This is a genomic window from Paenibacillus apiarius (assembly GCF_017052585.1).
In the GTDB taxonomy this organism is placed as follows: Bacteria; Bacillota; Bacilli; order Paenibacillales; family Paenibacillaceae; genus Paenibacillus_B; species Paenibacillus_B apiarius.
Window position 1 is genome coordinate 2063890 of the sequence record NZ_JAFFHZ010000001.1, and the last position, 18165, is coordinate 2082054.

An 18165-nucleotide genomic window follows, 5' to 3' on the forward strand; every position below is an offset into this window, starting at 1 on the left:
AATATTGTCAGCTTCCCTTACTGATATATTTGACAACACACCTTTTTGGTTAGCGAATAAATATATTCAATGATGCAGAATGGAAGATAGATGAATGACAAACATGGAGGTGACGGAGGATGTCGCAAGAGCAAGACGGTAAACAATCGATCGAGACGATCGACGAGCCTCAGGCTTGCCACGAACAGCAGGAAGAAAAGGCGAATGAGCCTGAAGACCGCGAGTCGATCAAACACCTCCAAATGGCAATTCAACAAATCAATGAGCTGTATCAACGGCAACGATATAAAGAGGCGCTGCTGGAGACCGCCCGGCTGCAGCAGCAATACCCGGAGCATCCGACGATTATGTCGCTCGCTGCGATGGTCCACAAGCATGTAGCGCCGGACAAAGCGCTCCACTGGGCAGCGGAAGCGCTGAGGCGCGATATTTATCAACCCGATGCCTGGCGGGTAAGAATGTCGGTGTATTACGACCGCGGGGAATGGAGCGCCTTCGAGACCGCTGCGCGGCAGCTCGCCATCGTGGCCCTGGATGACCCGACGCCCCATTTGCTCCTGGCGCAGCACCAAATGCGAAGGGGCGCACTGGAGCAAGCGCTGCTGTCGCTGGAACGCTGCATAGCGATTGAGCCCGCTGGGATTGCCTATGCCACTTACAGCTATGTACTCGCCCAATTGGAACGGGTGCCTGAATCCAAAGAAGCCGAGCGCAAAGCGCTGGAGATGAATGAGGAGCATGCTTATACGTTGATGCAGCTGGCATGGGCGGCAGACCAACGCGGGGAACATGACCATTCCCTCAAATTCATGGAGGAGGCGGTCCGACTCGATCCGGGCGATCAGCAGGTGCGGGAGGAATATATGGACGCGCTGCAGAAGACCCACCTGTGGTTCCGCCTTCTCTGGTGGCCGGCACAACTGTTTCAAAAGCTTCAGCCCTTTATTCTGCTTATCATTTGGGTCATTTTCGCCATCATTCAACCGACTCTGCTTATCGGCTTCATTGTGCTTCATATTGCAACATATTGGCTTAGCCGCTTCGTCGTGAACTGGAAAGTATACGGCAGGCCGTGGGTGTCATAAGGCACCCTCTCGGCCTTCACGGGTGAACTGGCAGCTTAAGCAATCGTCGTCAGAATGACGCCTGCGGCAATCAGCACGACCCCCACCGTCCCCCATAACGATAGCTTCTCTCCCAGGAACAAAAAGGCAAAGCCGACAGCCAGCACGACGCTGAGCTTGTCGATAGGCGCCACCTTCGCCACGTCCCCTTTTTGAATCGCCAAAAAATAGAACAGCCATGACAGCGCCCCAGCCACACCGCTCAATACAATGAACAGCAACGCCTTGCGGTTCGCCAACACTTCGCCGATCTGGGTCAGCTTTCCTTGAACGGCTATGACGCCGATCAGGAACAACGCCATAATGACGGCACGAATCGCCGTAGCCGTGTTCGAGTCTACTTGCTGAAGGCCGATTTTACCGAAAATCGAGACGAACGCAGCCATTACGGCAGAGGCCAGAGCGAACCAAAACCAACTTCCCATGGATTTTCCTCCCTTTCATCATCAATTATGTAGTAGCATGCTCAAGCCAGCGGTCATTTACATGCGCCGAACGAATGCGCAGATTCCCGCATTGCATTGAGAACAATTATCAATTATAACAAAAGAGTGCGCTTGCAAACACCCTTTTAAAAAAGGAAAATGTTAATAAGTTAAAAACGGTCATTTACATACGTTGCTGGAAACGATATACTAGTGAACGTTTTGGTTTGAGTTCGGGGCGCGTCATTCTATTTGACGCGTATTTATAAGTTGAAATTAGGAGCCGTTCCTTCATGATAAGCTTTGTAAAAAGGAGACGTTCACATGAATACTTGGCGTAAACGAACGTTGCACTGGACGCCGGCACGCGTGCTGGTAACCGGATTTCTGTTTATTATTACGATTGGCACCATCCTCTTGAAATTACCGATTTCCACTGCACCCGGGCATTCCCTCTCGCTCATCGATGCGTTGTTCACGGCTACGTCAGCCGTCTGCGTTACAGGGCTGGTGGTGGTCGATATCGGGACGACCTTCTCCGCGTTCGGACAAGGGGTCATTATTTCGCTCGTTCAAATAGGCGGCATCGGCTTCATGTCCGTCGCTTTGCTCTTCTATTTGATGCTCGGCAAGAAGATCTCGCTGCGCGAGCGGTTGATCCTGCAGGAATCGATTAACGCGAACAGCATGGAGGGCATCGTGCGCACCATTCGGCGCGTCATTATCTTTGTATTTGTCATTCAAGGGACCGCAACCATCATTCTCATGCTGCATTGGTCCAGCCATATGCCTTGGACGCAAGCGTTCTGCTACGCCTTGTTCCATTCCATATCGCTCTTCAACAATGGGGGCTTCGATCTGTTTGGTTCAAGCTTTCAGCAGTATGCAGGCGACTTCGTAACGAACTTGGTCGCATTTCTGATCGTCCTGTCTGGCGGGCTCGGCTTCATCGTGCTGGCGGAGCTGTACGATTATCCGAAATCGCGCCGGCTGTCGCTCCATTCGAAAGTCGTGTTGTCCATGACAGCGCTGCTTGTCGTTGCAGGCGCCTTATTTATATTTATATTCGAAATAACGAACCCGAACACGCTCGGCGCATTATCTTGGGACGGAAAGCTGTATGCGTCGTTCTTCCAGTCCATTTCGGCGAGATCGTCCGGGACGGCGACGCTGGAAATTGCCGATATGCGGCAAGTGACGCAATTCTTCCTTATCATATTGATGTTTATCGGGGCCTCGCCGGGCTCGGCCGGGGGCGGAATCAAGACGACGACGTTCGCCATTCTGCTTGCGGCGGTCTATGCCATGCTGCGCGGACGCGAAGATGCGGTATTGTTCCGGCACCGCCTCGCCAAAGACCAAATCGTGAAGGCATTGACGATTATTTTCCTGGCGCTGTTCATGGTGCTGTCCGTCTCCATGCTGCTTGCCGTCACGGAGGACGAGCCGTTCATCAGCATCTTGTTCGAGACGGTATCCGCCGTCGCCACCGTCGGAATGTCCATGGGATTAACGCCGGAGATGACGCCCTTCGGCAAGCTGGTCATCTGCATGACGATGTTCATCGGACGGATTGGACCGATGACGCTCGCCTATGCGCTAGGCAACCGCAAGGAACAATCGTTGTTCCGTTATCCGGAAGGCAAGATTATGATCGGGTAAGGAAAAAAGGAACAGGCAGCAGCGCCGCGGCGCTGCTGCCTATTTTCATGCTCTTTGCGTATATAAGGGAACGGAACGATTAGGAAGCTGCCGTAGCGTCGCTTGACAGCGCGGACTCTTGATGCGTATTCTTTTTGCCTGACGGAATAAGCAGATTCAGTATCAGGGCCGCAAGCGCGCCGACCGTAATGCCGGAAGACAGGACGTAGACCGCGAAGTCCGGCAATCCGTCCAATGCGCCTTGCGGCAGCACCGTTACGGCCATCGTGAGCAGAATCGGCACTCCGATTATCATCATGGCTCGCTCATCCAGATCGACGAACTGGATAACCTTCAGTCCGTTGACGACAATGGCTACGCCCCCGAACAAAGCGCCGACGAAGCAGCCCAAGCCTTCCCCTGCCGCCGCGCGATTCAAGCGCTCATCTGTCAGCTCTTTTCCCGTAATGGAGGAGATGACGAACCACGTTCCCGTCGTTTCAATCAAAATAATAAAATATACAAACACCATCGTCAGAATGGCGCTTACATCGAATACGGGTGCGCCGAACGGAAAGAAGCTCGGCAAAGAAATCCAGTCTGCGTCTGCAACCGGCGCAAAATCAACCTTCCCCAGGAAAGAGGCAGCCACAGTCCCGACAACAATCGCTACAATAACCGACACAAGGCGCGATACCGTGCCCAGACCCTTGGACTGGCGTCCCAGCAGCATGCACGCGATAAGCACACCCGCAGATACAGCGGCAATGAAGATGTTCGTCCACAGATCCCCTGGCGCTCTATAAATATTGTTCATGCCCGTCGGCATGAGCGAAATGCCTACAATAAGAATAACCGTACCGCCTACAAGAGGAGGAATCACACGGCGTACCGCCTTGGCGAACCATTTCAGCGGCATGCCCAGCAGAATCATCAGCAGCGCGCCGGGAATGAGACTTCCTGTCATCGCGCCCAGCCCAAGCTTGCTGCCGATCGCGCCAATCGCGCCGATCGGCACATACGAAGGCCCTTGCACGACAGGCAGCCGCAACCCAAAGCCCGTCTGAATCAATGTCGCGATCCCGGTTCCAAGAAAGCACATTTGAATAAAGAAGGAAGTATCGGCTGCGTTTAACGAAAGCAATCCGGCAATAATGATCGGCGCAATGTACAAATCCATCGCCAAGACGTGCTGAAGCCCGAGAATGAAAGCTTTCCCCATACTGATCTTGTCGTCAACGCCGACGACAAGCGTATTTGACTTCGCTGGTTGTTCCATGAGTGATATCAGCTCCCAATTTTGTGTGTCGTTCCGTATATGATTTTTATCACAACCTGATTATAGAGCGAAGTTTTATTTTTGTATAGGCAAATTACGAATATTTTTTAGTTATAAAAATCAATTGTTCGTCTTTTAGGTTGACTGAACGGTCTCGATTCCCTAAAATAAGCTTATATCACACTAAACAACGAAAGTAACAGTTAAAGAAGTCATTTAGAGTATTCACTTCCATATAAAGGGGACTTATGTAATCATGATCGTCAACGACGCCGTATTGCACAATGAATGGATAGTAGCCTGCCGTGCTCAGGACCTTCAAGAGAAGCCGATGCAGGTGCTCATTATGGGAGAACGTGTCGTCTTGTTCCGCACCGGGGAAGGGGTGCACGCCTTTAAAGACTTGTGCGTGCATCGCGGCGCGGCGCTGTCGCAAGGCTGCGTAAAGGAAGGAAAGCTGGTCTGCGCCTACCATGCATGGGAGTTCGACGCTTCCGGCGCCTGCGCAAGCATCCCGCAGCTTCCGAAAGAGCAGGCCATTCCTACGAAAGCGCGTGCAATCACATACGGGTGCGAAGAACGTTATGGCTTCATTTGGGTCAACCTTGGCCAAGCGGACGCGCCATGGTTCCCGTTCCCGGAATACGGCGCAGGCGGATGGCGCAACGTTGTTTGGGGGCCGCAGACTGTGGCGGCGAAGCCGCCGCGCATCGTCGAGAACTTCTTGGATGTCGGCCATCTGGCTATCGTCCATGAGGGGTATTTGGGGGTTGAAACACATACGGAAATCGGAGATTATCGTGTACACCGGGTACCGGAGGGAATCCGTTCCGAGGAAATCGCTATTTTTCAGCCGGATCCGGATGGCTCGGGACAAGCGAAGCATGTCTATTACACCTATGAAATCGCCCGTCCGTTAACGGTGAAGTTTACAAAACGCGATAACGAGACCGATCATCTCATGTCTATCGTCCTGACGGTGCAGCCGAAGGATGCGGACACTTCGGTAGCATACGGAGTGCTCTCTTTCAATTACGATCCGGGCCTGACCGATGAGGAAATAACGAGCTTCCAAGACATGATCTTCGCGCAGGACAAGCCAGTGGTGGAGAATCAGAAACCAGAGGATTTGCCGCTTGATTTGCAGGTGGAGCTGTCTCTCAAATGCGATCGTGTCAGCATTGCCTACCGCCAATATTTGAAGGAGCTCGGCGTCGTCTGGGGAACGGCCTGATATAGCGATGCACGATCACAAAAAGTCTGGGACCTGGCAGGGTGCCCAGACTTTCTGTGCATTCAATGCGATCGCCTTCGTCTCCGGCAAGGCACTCATGCTCATGTCCATATCGTGACAAGGCAGCTTGTGCGGCCGCAGACCGTGGTGCAGCAGATTGCCGCATGCGCATTCCATAAGTTCGCCGCTCAACCTTTCCCTCGTTTTAACTCAGGTTGCCAGGCACAGATTTGGATACACGTCCGGTCTTTACGCATGCAGCCTGTGCTGCGGGACGGATAACTTTCATGTATGTCACCTCCTTGCAATGAGATAGGCAGTACGCTCGTTGCGAATTGACATGAGCAGAACGGAACATTCTCTATGCCGTTATGTTGCATTCCGATTCGCGATTTGCTGCCATTCGTTAGAGCTCGTTGCGAGAGATTGCAGTCCACTCTAATGCTTGTGGCAATATACCGCTCTATGCATCCACGGCTTCCCCGGTTTGGGTCTGCAGCCAAATCGTGCGCAGCACCTTTTTAATTTGGCGCTTCTCGTAGGAACAAGGGCGGTTGCCCGAACGCATCCGGTAGAGCGGACAATGATTGCCTTGGCAGGCCGGACGGAAGAAGCAGGCCTGACACTTCTCATCCGTTTCTTCTCCAGACGTCGTCCACAAAGCCAGCTTGTCCATATCCAATTCCAGATGGCCATCTGCATGTATGCGCCCGAGCTGATTGTTCTCTTGATCGATGGCGACAGAGCATTTGTACAGCTTGCCATCCGATCCGACAATCATCGAGTTCGGCTTCGCCGCGTAGCAGACCGCTCCTGTCGGCAGCAAAATGTCCGAGATGAAGGAGCTTACGTTCAGGCCCTCTTCTATCGCGCGTTCATTGAACTCCCAAATCTTCTTGTCCTTAGTCCGATCATCGCAGACCGGCAGCGTAAGATCGTTCTCGCCGCCCATGCAGCCGACCGGGCGGAAGTACACTTTAAAGCGCGGATCGTCCGCAAACAAATCACGCAGCATCGGAATGAACCGCTCGACCGCTTCCAAATTGCTGTTGTCGAAATTTACCCGCAAATTGATTTCGAACGGCCGTTCCACCGACTTAAGCGCCAGCAGATTGTCGACAATTCGCTGATACGTGCCTCCCCCGCCATGCAAGCCGCGGCGCACATCATGCGCTTCCTCCGGCCCGTCCAGCGTTACCATCAGACGTTCCACACGCCAATCGAGCAATTGCTCGAACCGTTCCCGCGTCAGAAAGTAACCATTTGTCGCCATCTCCGCGTTATAGGTCACGCCGTGCTTTTCGCATGCCGCCATGAACGACTTGGACAACTGCTCGATAATTTGCGGTACTAACAGCGGCTCGCCTCCGTGCCAGCTAATCGTCAGCAAATCAAGCGTCTTCGCGCGCTGCTCGATATAGGCTTCGAGACCCGCTACAACCTCCTCCCGCATACGGCCGCGGGGGAAGGATTCATAGCAGTAATTGCAGCGGAAATTGCATGCCTCCGTCACGAGCAGCACCAAATGCATCGAGTCGAGCTGATGCATCGTGTGATGAAGGAACTCGGCCCGGCGCAATTCGTCCGCGTCGGCCTGCACGAGAAACCCATGCTCTACCAGTTGACCGTGAAGTTCATCATCCGCTTGGAGCGCCGGCTGGTCCGGGCGCAGCCAAGCCGACACCCGATCGCGCTCTTCAGGCGAGAAAGAAGCTATTGCACCGGAGTAGCTATTGTATAGAACGAGACCCCCATCATCGACTTGCGTTTGCGCATTGAAGCGTGACGGGCGCCATTGAATCAAATCTTGTGTCATCGAAGTTCCCTCTCTTATTCTGTATAGAGCTGCAATAGCAACAACTATATATCATGCCGCGATTAGAGACGGCTCACAATGACACCGGTCACGTTCCTTGTGCATCAATGCACCCATTCACGCAAGGCAAGCACAAAAAAGAACCCTGAGCTTCTTCGCATGAAGAAGCCGGGTTCCCGATACGCGCTATTTTATTTTGATGCTGGCGCTATCCGCTTCATTAACTGCCGTCAGCTTCTGGAACTGCATCAGCATGGCTGCACGCCATGGCAGCAGCATGCCGAACGCCAAGATGAAGAAGATGGAGGCGCTTTGCGAGATGGATACGTACTGCTCCACCACATCGTGCAAAATGAGCCGCATAATCAATAGCGCGATAATGACCACGATAAACATGTTGGAGCGTTTCAAATATATCTCGCCGCCGTCCATTTCGAACTTGGAAGTGCGTATGAGCGGATACGAGAAACAGATCGCACCGACCAGAAAAGCGGCAATTCCCCACGTCCACGGAATGCGCATCGCCGGAACCGCAAACATCAAAAAGCCTGTGGCCATTCCCAGAGGCGGCATGATGATTTTTTTGGCGGACGTCGGTTTGTTGGATGCGCGCAAACGCAGCACAATGACGGCCATTCCGGCAAACAGCGACACGATTAACGATAGAAATTGCGACGACACCATGACTTGTGACATGGCAATTCACCTCGATATATTCAAAAATGAAGTCAATCAGCGTACATGCAATGTAATCTTTTGTCTATGATTTATTTTACATCATTATGTCCTTTCTTACAAAAGGTTCCCCATTGTTCGATATCGATGACTCCATTACCTGCAAAAAAGCGATCACTCTCCGATAGACCGGGAGCGATCGCCACTATACAAAATTTCGGGTTATATCCGCTTTCGTTTATAACGGGTGACAAATACGCAAGCCAGAACAAGCACCGCCATAGAGGCGACAGTCGTGACGGCTTCCTCCATGCTGCCTTGCGTGGCGCCGCCGCCCCCTTGACCTGGCGGCATGCCGTCAGGCCTGCCGCTAGGGCCGCCGCCAAAGCCGCCGGCGCCTCCTGGTCTGCCTTGGCCTGCTCCAGCGCCATTGGCGCCTCCTGCTCCGCCTTGGCCTGCTCCAGCGCCATTAGCGCCTCCTGCCCCGTCTTGGCCTGCTCCAGCGCCATTGGCGCCTCCTGCCCCGTCTTGGCCTGCTCCAGCGCCATTGGCGCCTCCTGCTCCGCCTTGACCTGCTCCGGCACCATTGGCGCCTCCTGCCCCGCCTTGGCCTGCTCCGGCGCCATTGGCGCCTCCTGCCTCGCCTTGGAAGCCTCCGAAGCCGCCGGGCGGTTCCATGTTGCCTTGATTAGCCTGCTCGTCTGGAGCGCTGGCGCTCTGATTATTCGGAGCGGCATCATCGTTATTGCCGGCGTTATCCACTCCCGGCATTCGCCCGCCTCTGCCTCCTCCCGGACCGCCGAAGCCACCCCCGCTGCCGCTCCCGTCGCCAGAGGAAGCAACTGTGCCGTCAAGCTGCTGTGCGATATTTCCGATCGTGCCGGCATTGGTCTCAGTCAACTGCTTTACCGCTTCTTGATGCTGCTCAAATGTGTAGAACGCAGTCGGATCCTGTTCAACACTGGCAGATATCATGTCCGCTACTTGCTCCACCCGCGCCGCAAATGACTCGGAAGACAGATATCCCTCGATCGCATTGCGGATAATTTCATGGTACGTATCCTTGTATTCGTCTACGGCGAGCAGCTTCGCGATAAGCGGCCGTTCTGACAAAGCGCCTTGTGTCGGTTCATCTATCAGCACACTCGCCCCTCCTGGTCCTCCGCCGAAAGCCATGTTATAGTCCCATGGCAGGACCGAAAAAACACCGTCGTTTTCGTACAAGTAATAATTTTGCTTGTTGGATCCAAGGTAACTGTCCCAATTGACGGTCACCACATTGAGTGCGATGTATTTCAGCACTTCCTCCACATCGAGCACCTGCTCATAATCGGAGCCGTTGTTCAATTCATTTAGCATATCGATCAGTGCGCTGTCGCTAGAGGCTTTGGATTTCAATACAAGCCCGGAATAGGAATCGGCCTTATCGCCCAGCCACGACAAATCGGTTCCGCTGCCGTTGAGCTCTGCCTTGTACAAAGACCCGTGCGCATTGCCGAAATTCCGTTCAAGATAAGCGTCGCCCACCTGTTCCACCGCCAAATAACACCCTCTCAGTTCCTCATTCACATATACATTTACGAAAGAGAATCCAGGCGTAGGCAGCCCCATCTTCTGAGCAAGTTCATAGGTTACAAATTCCCGCATATAAGAAGCGTCACTGTAATTGTTGTTCAGGTTGATTTTGCTGATGCCGTACAGCGTCTGATTCGATAAATATTCGTCAAACGAGAGCTTGAAGCTGTACCTGTCAGAATCGGAATTAACCACGCTGCGCAAGCTTAGATTTCCTTTAGTCCTTATGCCTACATTATCGAAATGCATGCCGTTGTAATCGACAGCAGCCGTTTTCATTTCTTCAGCAGACGCATTGTCCAGCATATCTTGAAAATCATCTTCGTCCAGTGTAATTTTCACATCGACAACTTCATCTTTTGGAAATACATTTTGATTGATCTCGGTGATTTTATCGGATGAAGAAGGGCTATCTATAACTCCCGATGCTCCATCCTTAAAAAAGGTCATCGTTACGGCTGTGATAATGATGAGCAATGCAGCGCCTGCGCACAAAATAATGGGTAAGGCGGATTTGAATCTCATGTTCCCACCTCCTGTCATTGAGATACATAATCGCCGCTGTAGCTGATTAACACAGCATTGCTCACTCCGGATAGCTTCGTAATTTCATTAACGAAACGCGGATCATCCTGGCCCAAGCGAACCTCCACTGTCATTTCGACGCCGGAGTCCGTGACCGTTTTTTGCTTCACATTAAAGCGTTTGACCAGTGAATTAAGCTTCTGCAGAATACCCTGCTCACTCTCAGCGGAATCGCAATTGACTATGAGCAAATAAGGTGTCTCAAACGAAGCGCTTTTAATGAAAATAAATAATACCAAGCCTACGATGACAGAGCCGACAACGGCCAGCGTATAAAATCCTGCACCAGTGACAATGCCCGCCACAGCCGCCCAGAACAGGAATATCAAATCCGTAGGATCTTTAATCGGCGTTCGAAAGCGGACGATACTCAATGCGCCGACCATCCCGAGCGACAGCACCAAATTGGAATTGATCGCGATGATAACGAGCGCAGTTATTAAGGACATGCCAATCAGCGAGACGTTGAAGCTCTTGGAATATAGCACGCCGCTGAACACCCGCTTGTATAACAAGTAAATAAAGAGCCCTATTACGAATGCGATAGACATCGTCAGCAAAATGGTAACGACACTGATATCCGAGTTGAAATTTTCAAGCACCGATTTCTTGATGAGATCGGAAAAGTTGGTCGATGTGTTCTGATCCATTATTGATCCTCCCATGTGTTGAATTTTAAATATTTGCGGCATATGACGTACTTGGAATTAGATTGACGCATCAGACCCTCGGCCTGGATTGCGGTTCGAATGTATTCGGGGAAAAACTCGTCATACTTCACCTCGAATACGATGGCGTTGTTGTCATAAGCATCGATTGTCTTCAGATCGGGAGCGAAAATATCGATGGCGTTCAGTCCCGTTCTGAGACGCTTATCGAACGTAATTCTTACGTTGCCCGCCCTGGATACATATGCCTCGCGGACATAATCGACGATAACCTTGGGCCTTAACAACCTGTTTTTCATCTCGCGGTACACCTCGAACAGCAGCGGCCTTTCCGGAACGTTGAGCACCTCATAACGTCCAGCCAAGATGGAGTCAACCATCTCTCTGGTTAGCGGCTCTTTCACTTTGGCAATGTAGTCGTTGAATTTAATTTTCTTCTCCAAATGAATGACCCGATCCGAGAGGTTGTAAATCCGGATTCGATATTTCTCCCGATCCCGGACTCCGCCCAGCTTCTCATGCAAAGCTTTGTTGTCGATATCATCAAAATAGAGGCTGCGAATATGATACTCGCCAGCCGCTTGAGCATGCTTGTCCCTTTGCAGCATATTGATCAGCTGTTGGCGGATAATGTGATACTGATGGTAATTCATGTGATATTTCAACTCATGACGGAACTTCAATGACGGGTTCAATGGATACACCCCTTTCTGCATTACAAACACTTTACAATGCGCAGCTAATTTTTCACTGAATAGAACCTGAATGCCAACTGAAAGTTTTCAACATATTTCATTTTGGGGTTGAATAAAGTTCACCGTTAAGATTTGATAAAGAGAACATCATTATGAAATGAGAGGAGCGAGGAGCATGGGTGGAAAAAAGGGGCTGTGGGCACTCGCAGCGATTCTAATCATGTTCATTGCAGCAGCTTGCGATTCCGAGTTGTTGCAGGCGAAGGAAGCGGCTTCCGTCAAGCCTAAGTCGCTCGTAACCACGTTCAAGGGCGATCCCCGCACGAGCCGGGCCTTCACGTGGCATACGAACGATCCCGATACGGCAGCCATCGTGCAAATAGCCAAAGGGACGCATCCCGATGCGTTGGAGGGGCAACAGGTTATTACGATAAAGGGAGCGACGACTACGCTAGATATTGGCAAGGGGCGTCTTCAAGGGGTTCATAAAGCAAATGTGGACAATCTTGAGCCGGGAACCGACTATACGTATCGGGTCGGAAACGGCGATCCTGACGGATGGAGTGAGCCCGCCACGTTCACGACCGAAGCGGAGGAGCTGACCGATTTCACTTTTATTAACGTTACCGATTCTCAAGGTGTGACAGAACGCGATTTTAAGATTTGGGGACACACGTTAAATCAGGCGTTTGGAAAGTTTCCAGATGCGCGGTTTATCGTGCATAATGGCGATTTGACTGAGGATCCCGAGGATGAATCGGAGTGGGACTATCTTTTCAGCGAAGCGAAAGCGTGGCTGACGCGGTTCCCTCTCATGCCGGCGACAGGCAATCACGACGAAGTAGATAAGAATGCGGACCATTATGTATCGCATTTCAACGTGCCTGACAATGGAGCAGACGGCTCTATTCCAGGGACAACCTACTCGTTCGATTACGGGCCAGTCCATTTCGTTTTTTTAAATACAGAATCTAATAAAAAAGAGCAAACCAAATGGCTACAACAAGATTTATCTGCCACGGACAAGGCGTGGATTATCGTAGCTCTGCATCGCGGTCCGTACGGCGGCAATCAGGATCAATCCGTACTTAAGCGATGGGTTCCCGTGTTCGACGAGTTCGGTGTCGATCTGGTGCTGCAAGGACATAACCATGAATATTCGCGATCGTATCCTTTGAAAGACGACCAAATCGTTGCGGAAGGAAAAGGAACGGTCTATGTCGTGACCAATGCTTCAGGAGCAAAATTAAATGCGAAGAAGAAGGATAAATATTATCATCAAGTCCATTTTCAGCCTAACAAGCAAACGTTTGCGGGCATCCGCATCAATGGCGACACCCTGACCTACCAAGCCTACGATGTTGATGGAACGAAGCTGGACGAATTCGTACTCAAGCATTGAACTGCAGCGAACAAGATGAGATTCCACCTGAAAAAGCGAGGCGGCAGAGTTCGCCTCTCTACCTCCTTGCCTGCTCCCCCCTTCACTCAGAACACCTGACCGCTACGGTGCTGCCATTTTGCTCTTATGACCATCCTCCCCTTCACTCAGAACACCTGACCGCGACGGTATTGCCACTTTGCTCTTATGACCATCCTCCCCTTCACTCAGAACACCTGAGCGCGACGGTATTGCCACTTTGCTCTTATGACCATCCTCCCCTTCACTCAGAACACCTGACCGCGACGGTATTGCCACTTTGCTCTTATGACCATCCTCCCCTTCACTCAGAACACCTGACCGCTACGGTGCTGCCATTTTGCTCTTATGACCATTCTACCCTTCACTCAGAACATCTGCCTACGACGGTATATACTACTGACTCTTATGCTCATTCTCCCCTTTAATCAGAAGCTTTATCTGCAGCCTGTATGAAACTTCTCGTCTCCCCTAGATATACCCCAATGCAAGTGTTCCTGCGCCAGGTCTACCGGTGCATCAGAAAGCGGCCTCCCAAATAAAAGGCAAAAACTGCCTACAGTTTTCTATACCGCAGTGAAAACAGCATATCTTTTGTTCTCACGATAATACATTTCTGAACCTTGGGGAGAGTGGCGCTAAGAGTTCGATAGGTATGTTTAGTTATCGAATCATCCTTTTTCTGTAAAAAATATAACTGCTCGTCAGGCGCACTTTCATAGGCTGTTTGCTTCCTAAAATAGGATCACACAAGCCCTTTCCGTGAGGTTTCGCAGCGTCTGAACGTTGGGGAGGTTGGCTCCAATCACGGCATACGGCATACTTCCGTTATTAAAAAAGACCGAACCATCAGACATGTGTTCTGACGGCTCGGTCTCTTCAACTATCGATCGATGAAGGCACGTTGTATCATACACCCGAAATGTCTCTCTCGCCTCAATACTATCAGCCGTTTGCCTGCTATCCTTGAGGCTTCGTTCTGCGCGTCGCTATCGCTTCATGCGGATCATCCGGCCAATAGTGCTTTGGGTATCGCCCTTTTAAGTCCTTTTTAACGTCAAAGTATGTCGTCTTCCAGAAGCTTGCCAAGTCTTGCGTCACCTGCACCGGGCGCTGTGCCGGTGAGAGCAGATGAAGCGTCAGCGGCACCTTCCCCATTGCAACGTGCGGTGTTTCTTTCAGGCCGAACACCTCCTGCAGTCGCACCGCCAGTACAGGCCGCTCCGGATCGCTGTAGTCGATCGCGATACGGGAGCCGCTCGGCACGACAAGATGAGTAGGCGCCTCTTGCTCAAGCTGCTGCCGCATGTCCCACGGCAGCATGGATTCGAGCACGGCGCTAACGTTCAGCTTCTGAAGATCGTCACGGCTCTTCATGCCGTAGACATGCGGGCCCAGCCACTCCTCCAGCGCCGCGAGGAGGGCCTCGTCACGGGCATCGGGCCAATCAGGCCAATGCCCGTGCATGAACTGGAGCCGCGCCTGCAACTGGCGCGCGTGCTTCGTCCATGGCAGCAAGGCAAGCCCCTCCTGGGCAATGCCTTGCAGCAGGGCGCGCAACACCTCGTCCGCGTCTGGCGCGGGGTGCTGCGCGTCCTTGAGCTTGAGCGCGCCCAGGCGCACGCGCTCGCGGGCACGGACGGACTTCGTCGTCCGGTCCCATGCAATGTGCGCTTCGCGCGCCATGTCAGCGGCGAAATGCTGCTCCAGCATGGAGCGCTCTATCGGCGCCGCCAGCAAAATGCGGCTGTCAGCGCCCTGGTCGTCCAGATGCAGCGCGACCAGATAAGGGGCCTGCGCCAGTGGAGAATTTGCAGCCGCGGCTTGCGAAAATGCCGCGCCACGGCCGTTCCGCAGCAGATAGCGCCCGTCTGCGCGCCGCTCGGCAATCCGGTCCGGGTAAGCGAACGCCGCCAGCAGACTCCATGCCTGTGCCTCATCCTGCAGGGTCACTGCAATGGACTTCTGCGCCGGTTCGGAGCAAGTCTCCTTACCAGCGCCAATCTCAAAAATGCGCATGTATTGCTCGGACTGCTCTCGAATACGCTGAATCGCTGCCGCATCCACCTGCGCCTGCGCCACTCGACCGGCAAGACGCTGCTTACCCCCGCCCGCCGCTTGAATAAGCATCTCCATGCGAAGGCGCAAATCTGGGCTTGACGGTCCTGTCCCGGGGCCGCTGCGCACGATATCCCGTTCGCCAAGCAACGCGGCCAGCTGGCAAGCTGTCTGACCCAGCCCAAGCGGCGCGGACTGCACAATCATATGCGCGAACCTCGGGTGCAGACCGGAACGGGCCAACAGGCGGCCATGCGGCGTGAGCGCCCCGGCAGCAGTCAATGCCCCGAGCTGCTTCAGCAGATCCGCAGCCTGATTCAACGCCGGGACCGGCGGCGGCGTCAGCCACTGCAGAGCAGCCGCTTCGGCACCCCATACCGCAAGCTCCAGCGCCAGCGGCGCCAGATCCGCGTCCAACAGCTCCGGTGTGCCGTGCGCTGAAAGCTGTGCCTGCTCCTGCTCGGTCCAGAGCCGATAGCAGACGCCAGGGCCCAGCCGCCCAGCCCGCCCGCGCCGCTGATCCGCGGATGACCTGGAGACGGGCATCGTCTCCAGCCGTGTCATCCCCGTTCGCGGCGAGAACCGCGGCACTCGCATCAGACCGCTGTCGATGACGACGCGGACGCCTTCCACAGTCAAGCTCGTCTCCGCAATCGCGGTGGCCAGCACAACCTTACGGCTGCCGTTACCGCTCGGAGCTATGGCCGCGTCTTGCGCCTGCGGAGAAAGCTGTCCGTACAGCGGCGCAATATTTACCCGCCCCTCAAGTGATTGCGCCCGCAACGCCTCGGTCAGCGCCTCCTCCACACGCCGGATCTCACCCGCTCCCGGCAGAAAGACCATCATGTCGCCCTCATGGCTGGCAAGGGCTGTTATGACGGTACGCACAACCTTCTGCTCTAAGCGCGCATCGTCCCGGCGGGTTAAATAATGCGTATCCACCGGATAACTGCGCCCGCGGCTTTCCACAATCGGCGCCCCGCCCAGCATGCCGGACACAGGTCCGGCTTCCAACGTGGCCGACATAACCAAGATGCGGAGATCATCGCGCAGGACGGCTTGCGATTCAATCGCAAGCGCAAGTCCTAGATCCGCATGCAAATGACGCTCATGGAATTCGTCAAAAATAAGGAGACCGACTCCGTCCAGGGAAGGGTCGTCCTGCAGCATTCTCGTCAATATCCCTTCCGTAATGACCTCCACTCGGGTCTTCGCGCTAACTTGCGTATCCAAGCGGACGCGGTAACCGACCGTCTCCCCGACCTTCTCACCGAGCGCCTGCGCCATGAAGCGCGCAGCCGAACGCGCAGCGATCCGCCTTGGCTCAAGCATCAGGATCCGCTGTCCTTGCAGCCAAGGCTCCTCCAATAACGCAAGCGGGACGCGCGTCGTTTTCCCTGCGCCCGGCTCGGCGACAAGAACCGCCCCTGTGCGCTCCGACAGCGCCCGCCTCAATGATGGCAACACTTCATCTATCGGTAAATGCTGATGCATCAATCCATATCACTCCAACCATAAAAAGCTGCACTTTTGTCCATTATACCCCTGTCCATCATAGACAAGATAGCCTCGCAATGACAATAGCAACAGACAGCTCGGGAGGCACGCAAAATGCAAGAAAGCCGCTCCAAAGAGCGGCATCTAGTCAGAAGGGCAGGCAGATGAATCGGAAAGCGAGGTTATACATGCATTTCTGCCTTGGCTTGCATACCAAGCGAGTACGTTTTCGGATGACGACGCATTAATATAGAGAAGCTGATCGCAACCGAAAGGATGACGGTACTGACGACGACTAACGATGTCGTGACTGTCAATGTATCCGTCAACACCCCGCTGGCGACAGGCCCAAGCATCATGCCGACGGCGTGAATCATATTGAACAGCGCGTACGCGGCGCCGTAATCTCCGCCTGCGGCATCTTTGTCGACTATGCTGCCGAGCGTCGGCAATGTCGGCGACAAGGTGAAGCCGACCGCAGCTCCGATGAAGCATCCTGCCAACATCATAAGCGGCACGCTGGTCGCCATGACGATAAGCGGCAAGGTGACGGCCAAGCCTGCCAGGCCGAACAGCATGAGCCGGAACGGATTATAACGCACGGCAAGCGAACCGGAGATCGGCGCGATCAGGCCGTAGCATAAGGTCATTGCCCCGAAGAGCAGACCAAGCGTCAGCGGGGATAGCTGGAACCGTTCCGTTACATATACAGGCAGAAGCGGCTCAAGCATCGTCAATGTCGTCTCCGCCAGCAGAATGACACAAGCTATGAACAGAACGGTGCGGTGGCGCAGGAGCGAGAAGGCTCCTCCTTCCGCAGGACGTTCCATCCGCTTCGGTTCACGCAGCAGCAGCACGACCAAAATAGTAATAAGCAACGTCAGTCCCATTGCAAACCAGAACGGTGTATGATGATCTCCCACTTCGAACAGCCAGCCTCCAATGGGAGCACCGAGCAAGGACCCCGAGGAAATGCCTGTCATGGCAATCCCCATAACAGCTCCGCGCATCGGACCCGGGAACAGATCAGCCAACAAGGCCAACGCCGCCGTCCAAGACGCCGCCGCAGCCAATCCCTGAATGAACCGGGCCAAAATGAGTGTCATTGTCGTCTGGGAGAAGACGAACAACAGCGTGGCGGCAATCATGCAAATGAGCCCCAAAATAATCGTTTTTCGCCGGCCCAGCCGATCGGTAATACGTCCGAACATCGGCGTGGTCAGGAACAACGCCGCCGCATAGCTGCCAAATAAAATACCAAGCGTCGTCGAAGACATCTGGTATTGTTCCGTAAAATACGGCACTACCGGAATAAATAAGCTGTACAACAACATGTCGACGAACAAAATACTAATAACCAACACAAGGCCAATCCACTGCGTACGTGTCAGCTGCCGCAGTAATGACATAAATCCCACTCCTAAAACTATTTCGTTTTTTTCAGTTTTCTTACACCAATCCTAACCGGATTGG

The 18165-nt window shown here is 53.3% G+C and carries 13 protein-coding genes; 4 read left to right on the forward strand and 9 right to left on the reverse strand.

Going from position 1 to position 18165, the window contains the following annotated elements:
• Positions 1–119 precede the first annotated feature (119 nt).
• Positions 120–1085: a tetratricopeptide repeat protein gene (locus JSQ80_RS09425; RefSeq protein ID WP_206095124.1), complete on the forward strand. Its 966-nt coding sequence runs from the start codon at positions 120–122 to the stop codon at positions 1083–1085.
• A gap of 35 nt (positions 1086–1120) precedes the next feature.
• On the opposite strand, the gene JSQ80_RS09430 is transcribed toward JSQ80_RS09425, so the two are convergent.
• A complete protein-coding gene (locus JSQ80_RS09430) occupies positions 1121–1549 on the reverse strand; it encodes an EamA family transporter (protein WP_087433843.1) in 429 nt (142 codons plus the stop codon).
• A 324-nt stretch (positions 1550–1873) separates the two neighbouring features.
• Between JSQ80_RS09430 and JSQ80_RS09435 the strand changes: the two genes are divergently transcribed.
• The gene (locus tag JSQ80_RS09435) at positions 1874–3211 is read left to right on the forward strand and encodes a TrkH family potassium uptake protein (RefSeq protein ID WP_206095125.1); all 1338 of its coding nucleotides are present in this window, start codon (positions 1874–1876) and stop codon (positions 3209–3211) included.
• 79 nt (positions 3212–3290) lie between these two features.
• Here JSQ80_RS09435 and JSQ80_RS09440 read toward each other — a convergent pair whose 3' ends face one another.
• Positions 3291–4469: a solute carrier family 23 protein gene (locus tag JSQ80_RS09440; protein WP_206095126.1), complete on the reverse strand. Its 1179-nt coding sequence runs from the start codon at positions 4467–4469 to the stop codon at positions 3291–3293.
• A 256-nt stretch (positions 4470–4725) separates the two neighbouring features.
• On the opposite strand from JSQ80_RS09440, the gene JSQ80_RS09445 reads away from it, so the two are divergent.
• Positions 4726–5703: an aromatic ring-hydroxylating oxygenase subunit alpha gene (locus tag JSQ80_RS09445; protein WP_087433840.1), complete on the forward strand. Its 978-nt coding sequence runs from the start codon at positions 4726–4728 to the stop codon at positions 5701–5703.
• A 463-nt stretch (positions 5704–6166) separates the two neighbouring features.
• On the opposite strand, the gene JSQ80_RS09450 is transcribed toward JSQ80_RS09445, so the two are convergent.
• From JSQ80_RS09450 to JSQ80_RS09470, 5 genes are all read right to left on the reverse strand, one after another.
• Positions 6167–7519, reverse strand: a complete 1353-nt coding sequence (locus tag JSQ80_RS09450) for a radical SAM/SPASM domain-containing protein (RefSeq protein WP_206095127.1) — start codon at positions 7517–7519, stop codon at positions 6167–6169.
• Positions 7520–7705: 186 nt separating this feature from the next.
• Positions 7706–8215, reverse strand: a complete 510-nt coding sequence (locus JSQ80_RS09455; RefSeq protein ID WP_206095129.1) for a CcdC family protein — start codon at positions 8213–8215, stop codon at positions 7706–7708.
• A gap of 201 nt (positions 8216–8416) precedes the next feature.
• Entirely contained in the window at positions 8417–10294 is a 1878-nt protein-coding gene (locus JSQ80_RS09460; RefSeq protein WP_206095130.1) for a CotH kinase family protein, read from the reverse strand.
• Positions 10295–10308: 14 nt separating this feature from the next.
• On the reverse strand, positions 10309–11004 hold the full coding sequence (locus JSQ80_RS09465) for a DUF4956 domain-containing protein (RefSeq protein ID WP_206095131.1): 696 nt from the start codon (positions 11002–11004) through the stop codon (positions 10309–10311).
• On the reverse strand, positions 11004–11717 hold the full coding sequence (locus JSQ80_RS09470; protein WP_206095133.1) for a polyphosphate polymerase domain-containing protein: 714 nt from the start codon (positions 11715–11717) through the stop codon (positions 11004–11006). The genes JSQ80_RS09465 and JSQ80_RS09470 overlap by 1 nt, the downstream gene beginning before the upstream one ends.
• 175 nt (positions 11718–11892) lie before the next feature.
• On the opposite strand from JSQ80_RS09470, the gene JSQ80_RS09475 reads away from it, so the two are divergent.
• Positions 11893–13119 (forward strand): purple acid phosphatase family protein, encoded by a 1227-nt coding sequence (locus tag JSQ80_RS09475; RefSeq protein ID WP_206095134.1) that lies wholly within the window; start codon positions 11893–11895, stop codon positions 13117–13119.
• A 978-nt stretch (positions 13120–14097) separates the two neighbouring features.
• Here JSQ80_RS09475 and hrpB read toward each other — a convergent pair.
• Entirely contained in the window at positions 14098–16689 is a 2592-nt protein-coding gene (gene hrpB, locus JSQ80_RS09480; RefSeq protein ID WP_206095135.1) for an ATP-dependent helicase HrpB, read from the reverse strand.
• 185 nt (positions 16690–16874) lie between these two features.
• On the reverse strand, positions 16875–18101 hold the full coding sequence (locus JSQ80_RS09485; RefSeq protein WP_206095136.1) for an MFS transporter: 1227 nt from the start codon (positions 18099–18101) through the stop codon (positions 16875–16877).
• Positions 18102–18165: the final 64 nt, after the last annotated feature.

What these genes read in the sequence shown, in the direction of transcription:
- JSQ80_RS09425 (WP_206095124.1), top strand. Translation starts at nt 120, where the DNA reads ATGTCGCAAGAGCAAGACGGTAAACAATCGATCGAGACGATCGACGAG.
- JSQ80_RS09430 (WP_087433843.1), bottom strand. Translation starts at nt 1,549, where the DNA reads ATGGGAAGTTGGTTTTGGTTCGCTCTGGCCTCTGCCGTAATGGCTGCG.
- JSQ80_RS09435 (WP_206095125.1), top strand. Translation starts at nt 1,874, where the DNA reads ATGAATACTTGGCGTAAACGAACGTTGCACTGGACGCCGGCACGCGTG.
- JSQ80_RS09440 (WP_206095126.1), bottom strand. Translation starts at nt 4,469, where the DNA reads ATGGAACAACCAGCGAAGTCAAATACGCTTGTCGTCGGCGTTGACGAC.
- JSQ80_RS09445 (WP_087433840.1), top strand. Translation starts at nt 4,726, where the DNA reads ATGATCGTCAACGACGCCGTATTGCACAATGAATGGATAGTAGCCTGC.
- JSQ80_RS09450 (WP_206095127.1), bottom strand. Translation starts at nt 7,519, where the DNA reads ATGACACAAGATTTGATTCAATGGCGCCCGTCACGCTTCAATGCGCAA.
- JSQ80_RS09455 (WP_206095129.1), bottom strand. Translation starts at nt 8,215, where the DNA reads ATGTCACAAGTCATGGTGTCGTCGCAATTTCTATCGTTAATCGTGTCG.
- JSQ80_RS09460 (WP_206095130.1), bottom strand. Translation starts at nt 10,294, where the DNA reads ATGAGATTCAAATCCGCCTTACCCATTATTTTGTGCGCAGGCGCTGCA.
- JSQ80_RS09465 (WP_206095131.1), bottom strand. Translation starts at nt 11,004, where the DNA reads ATGGATCAGAACACATCGACCAACTTTTCCGATCTCATCAAGAAATCG.
- JSQ80_RS09475 (WP_206095134.1), top strand. Translation starts at nt 11,893, where the DNA reads ATGGGTGGAAAAAAGGGGCTGTGGGCACTCGCAGCGATTCTAATCATG.
- hrpB (WP_206095135.1), bottom strand. Translation starts at nt 16,689, where the DNA reads ATGCATCAGCATTTACCGATAGATGAAGTGTTGCCATCATTGAGGCGG.
- JSQ80_RS09485 (WP_206095136.1), bottom strand. Translation starts at nt 18,101, where the DNA reads ATGTCATTACTGCGGCAGCTGACACGTACGCAGTGGATTGGCCTTGTG.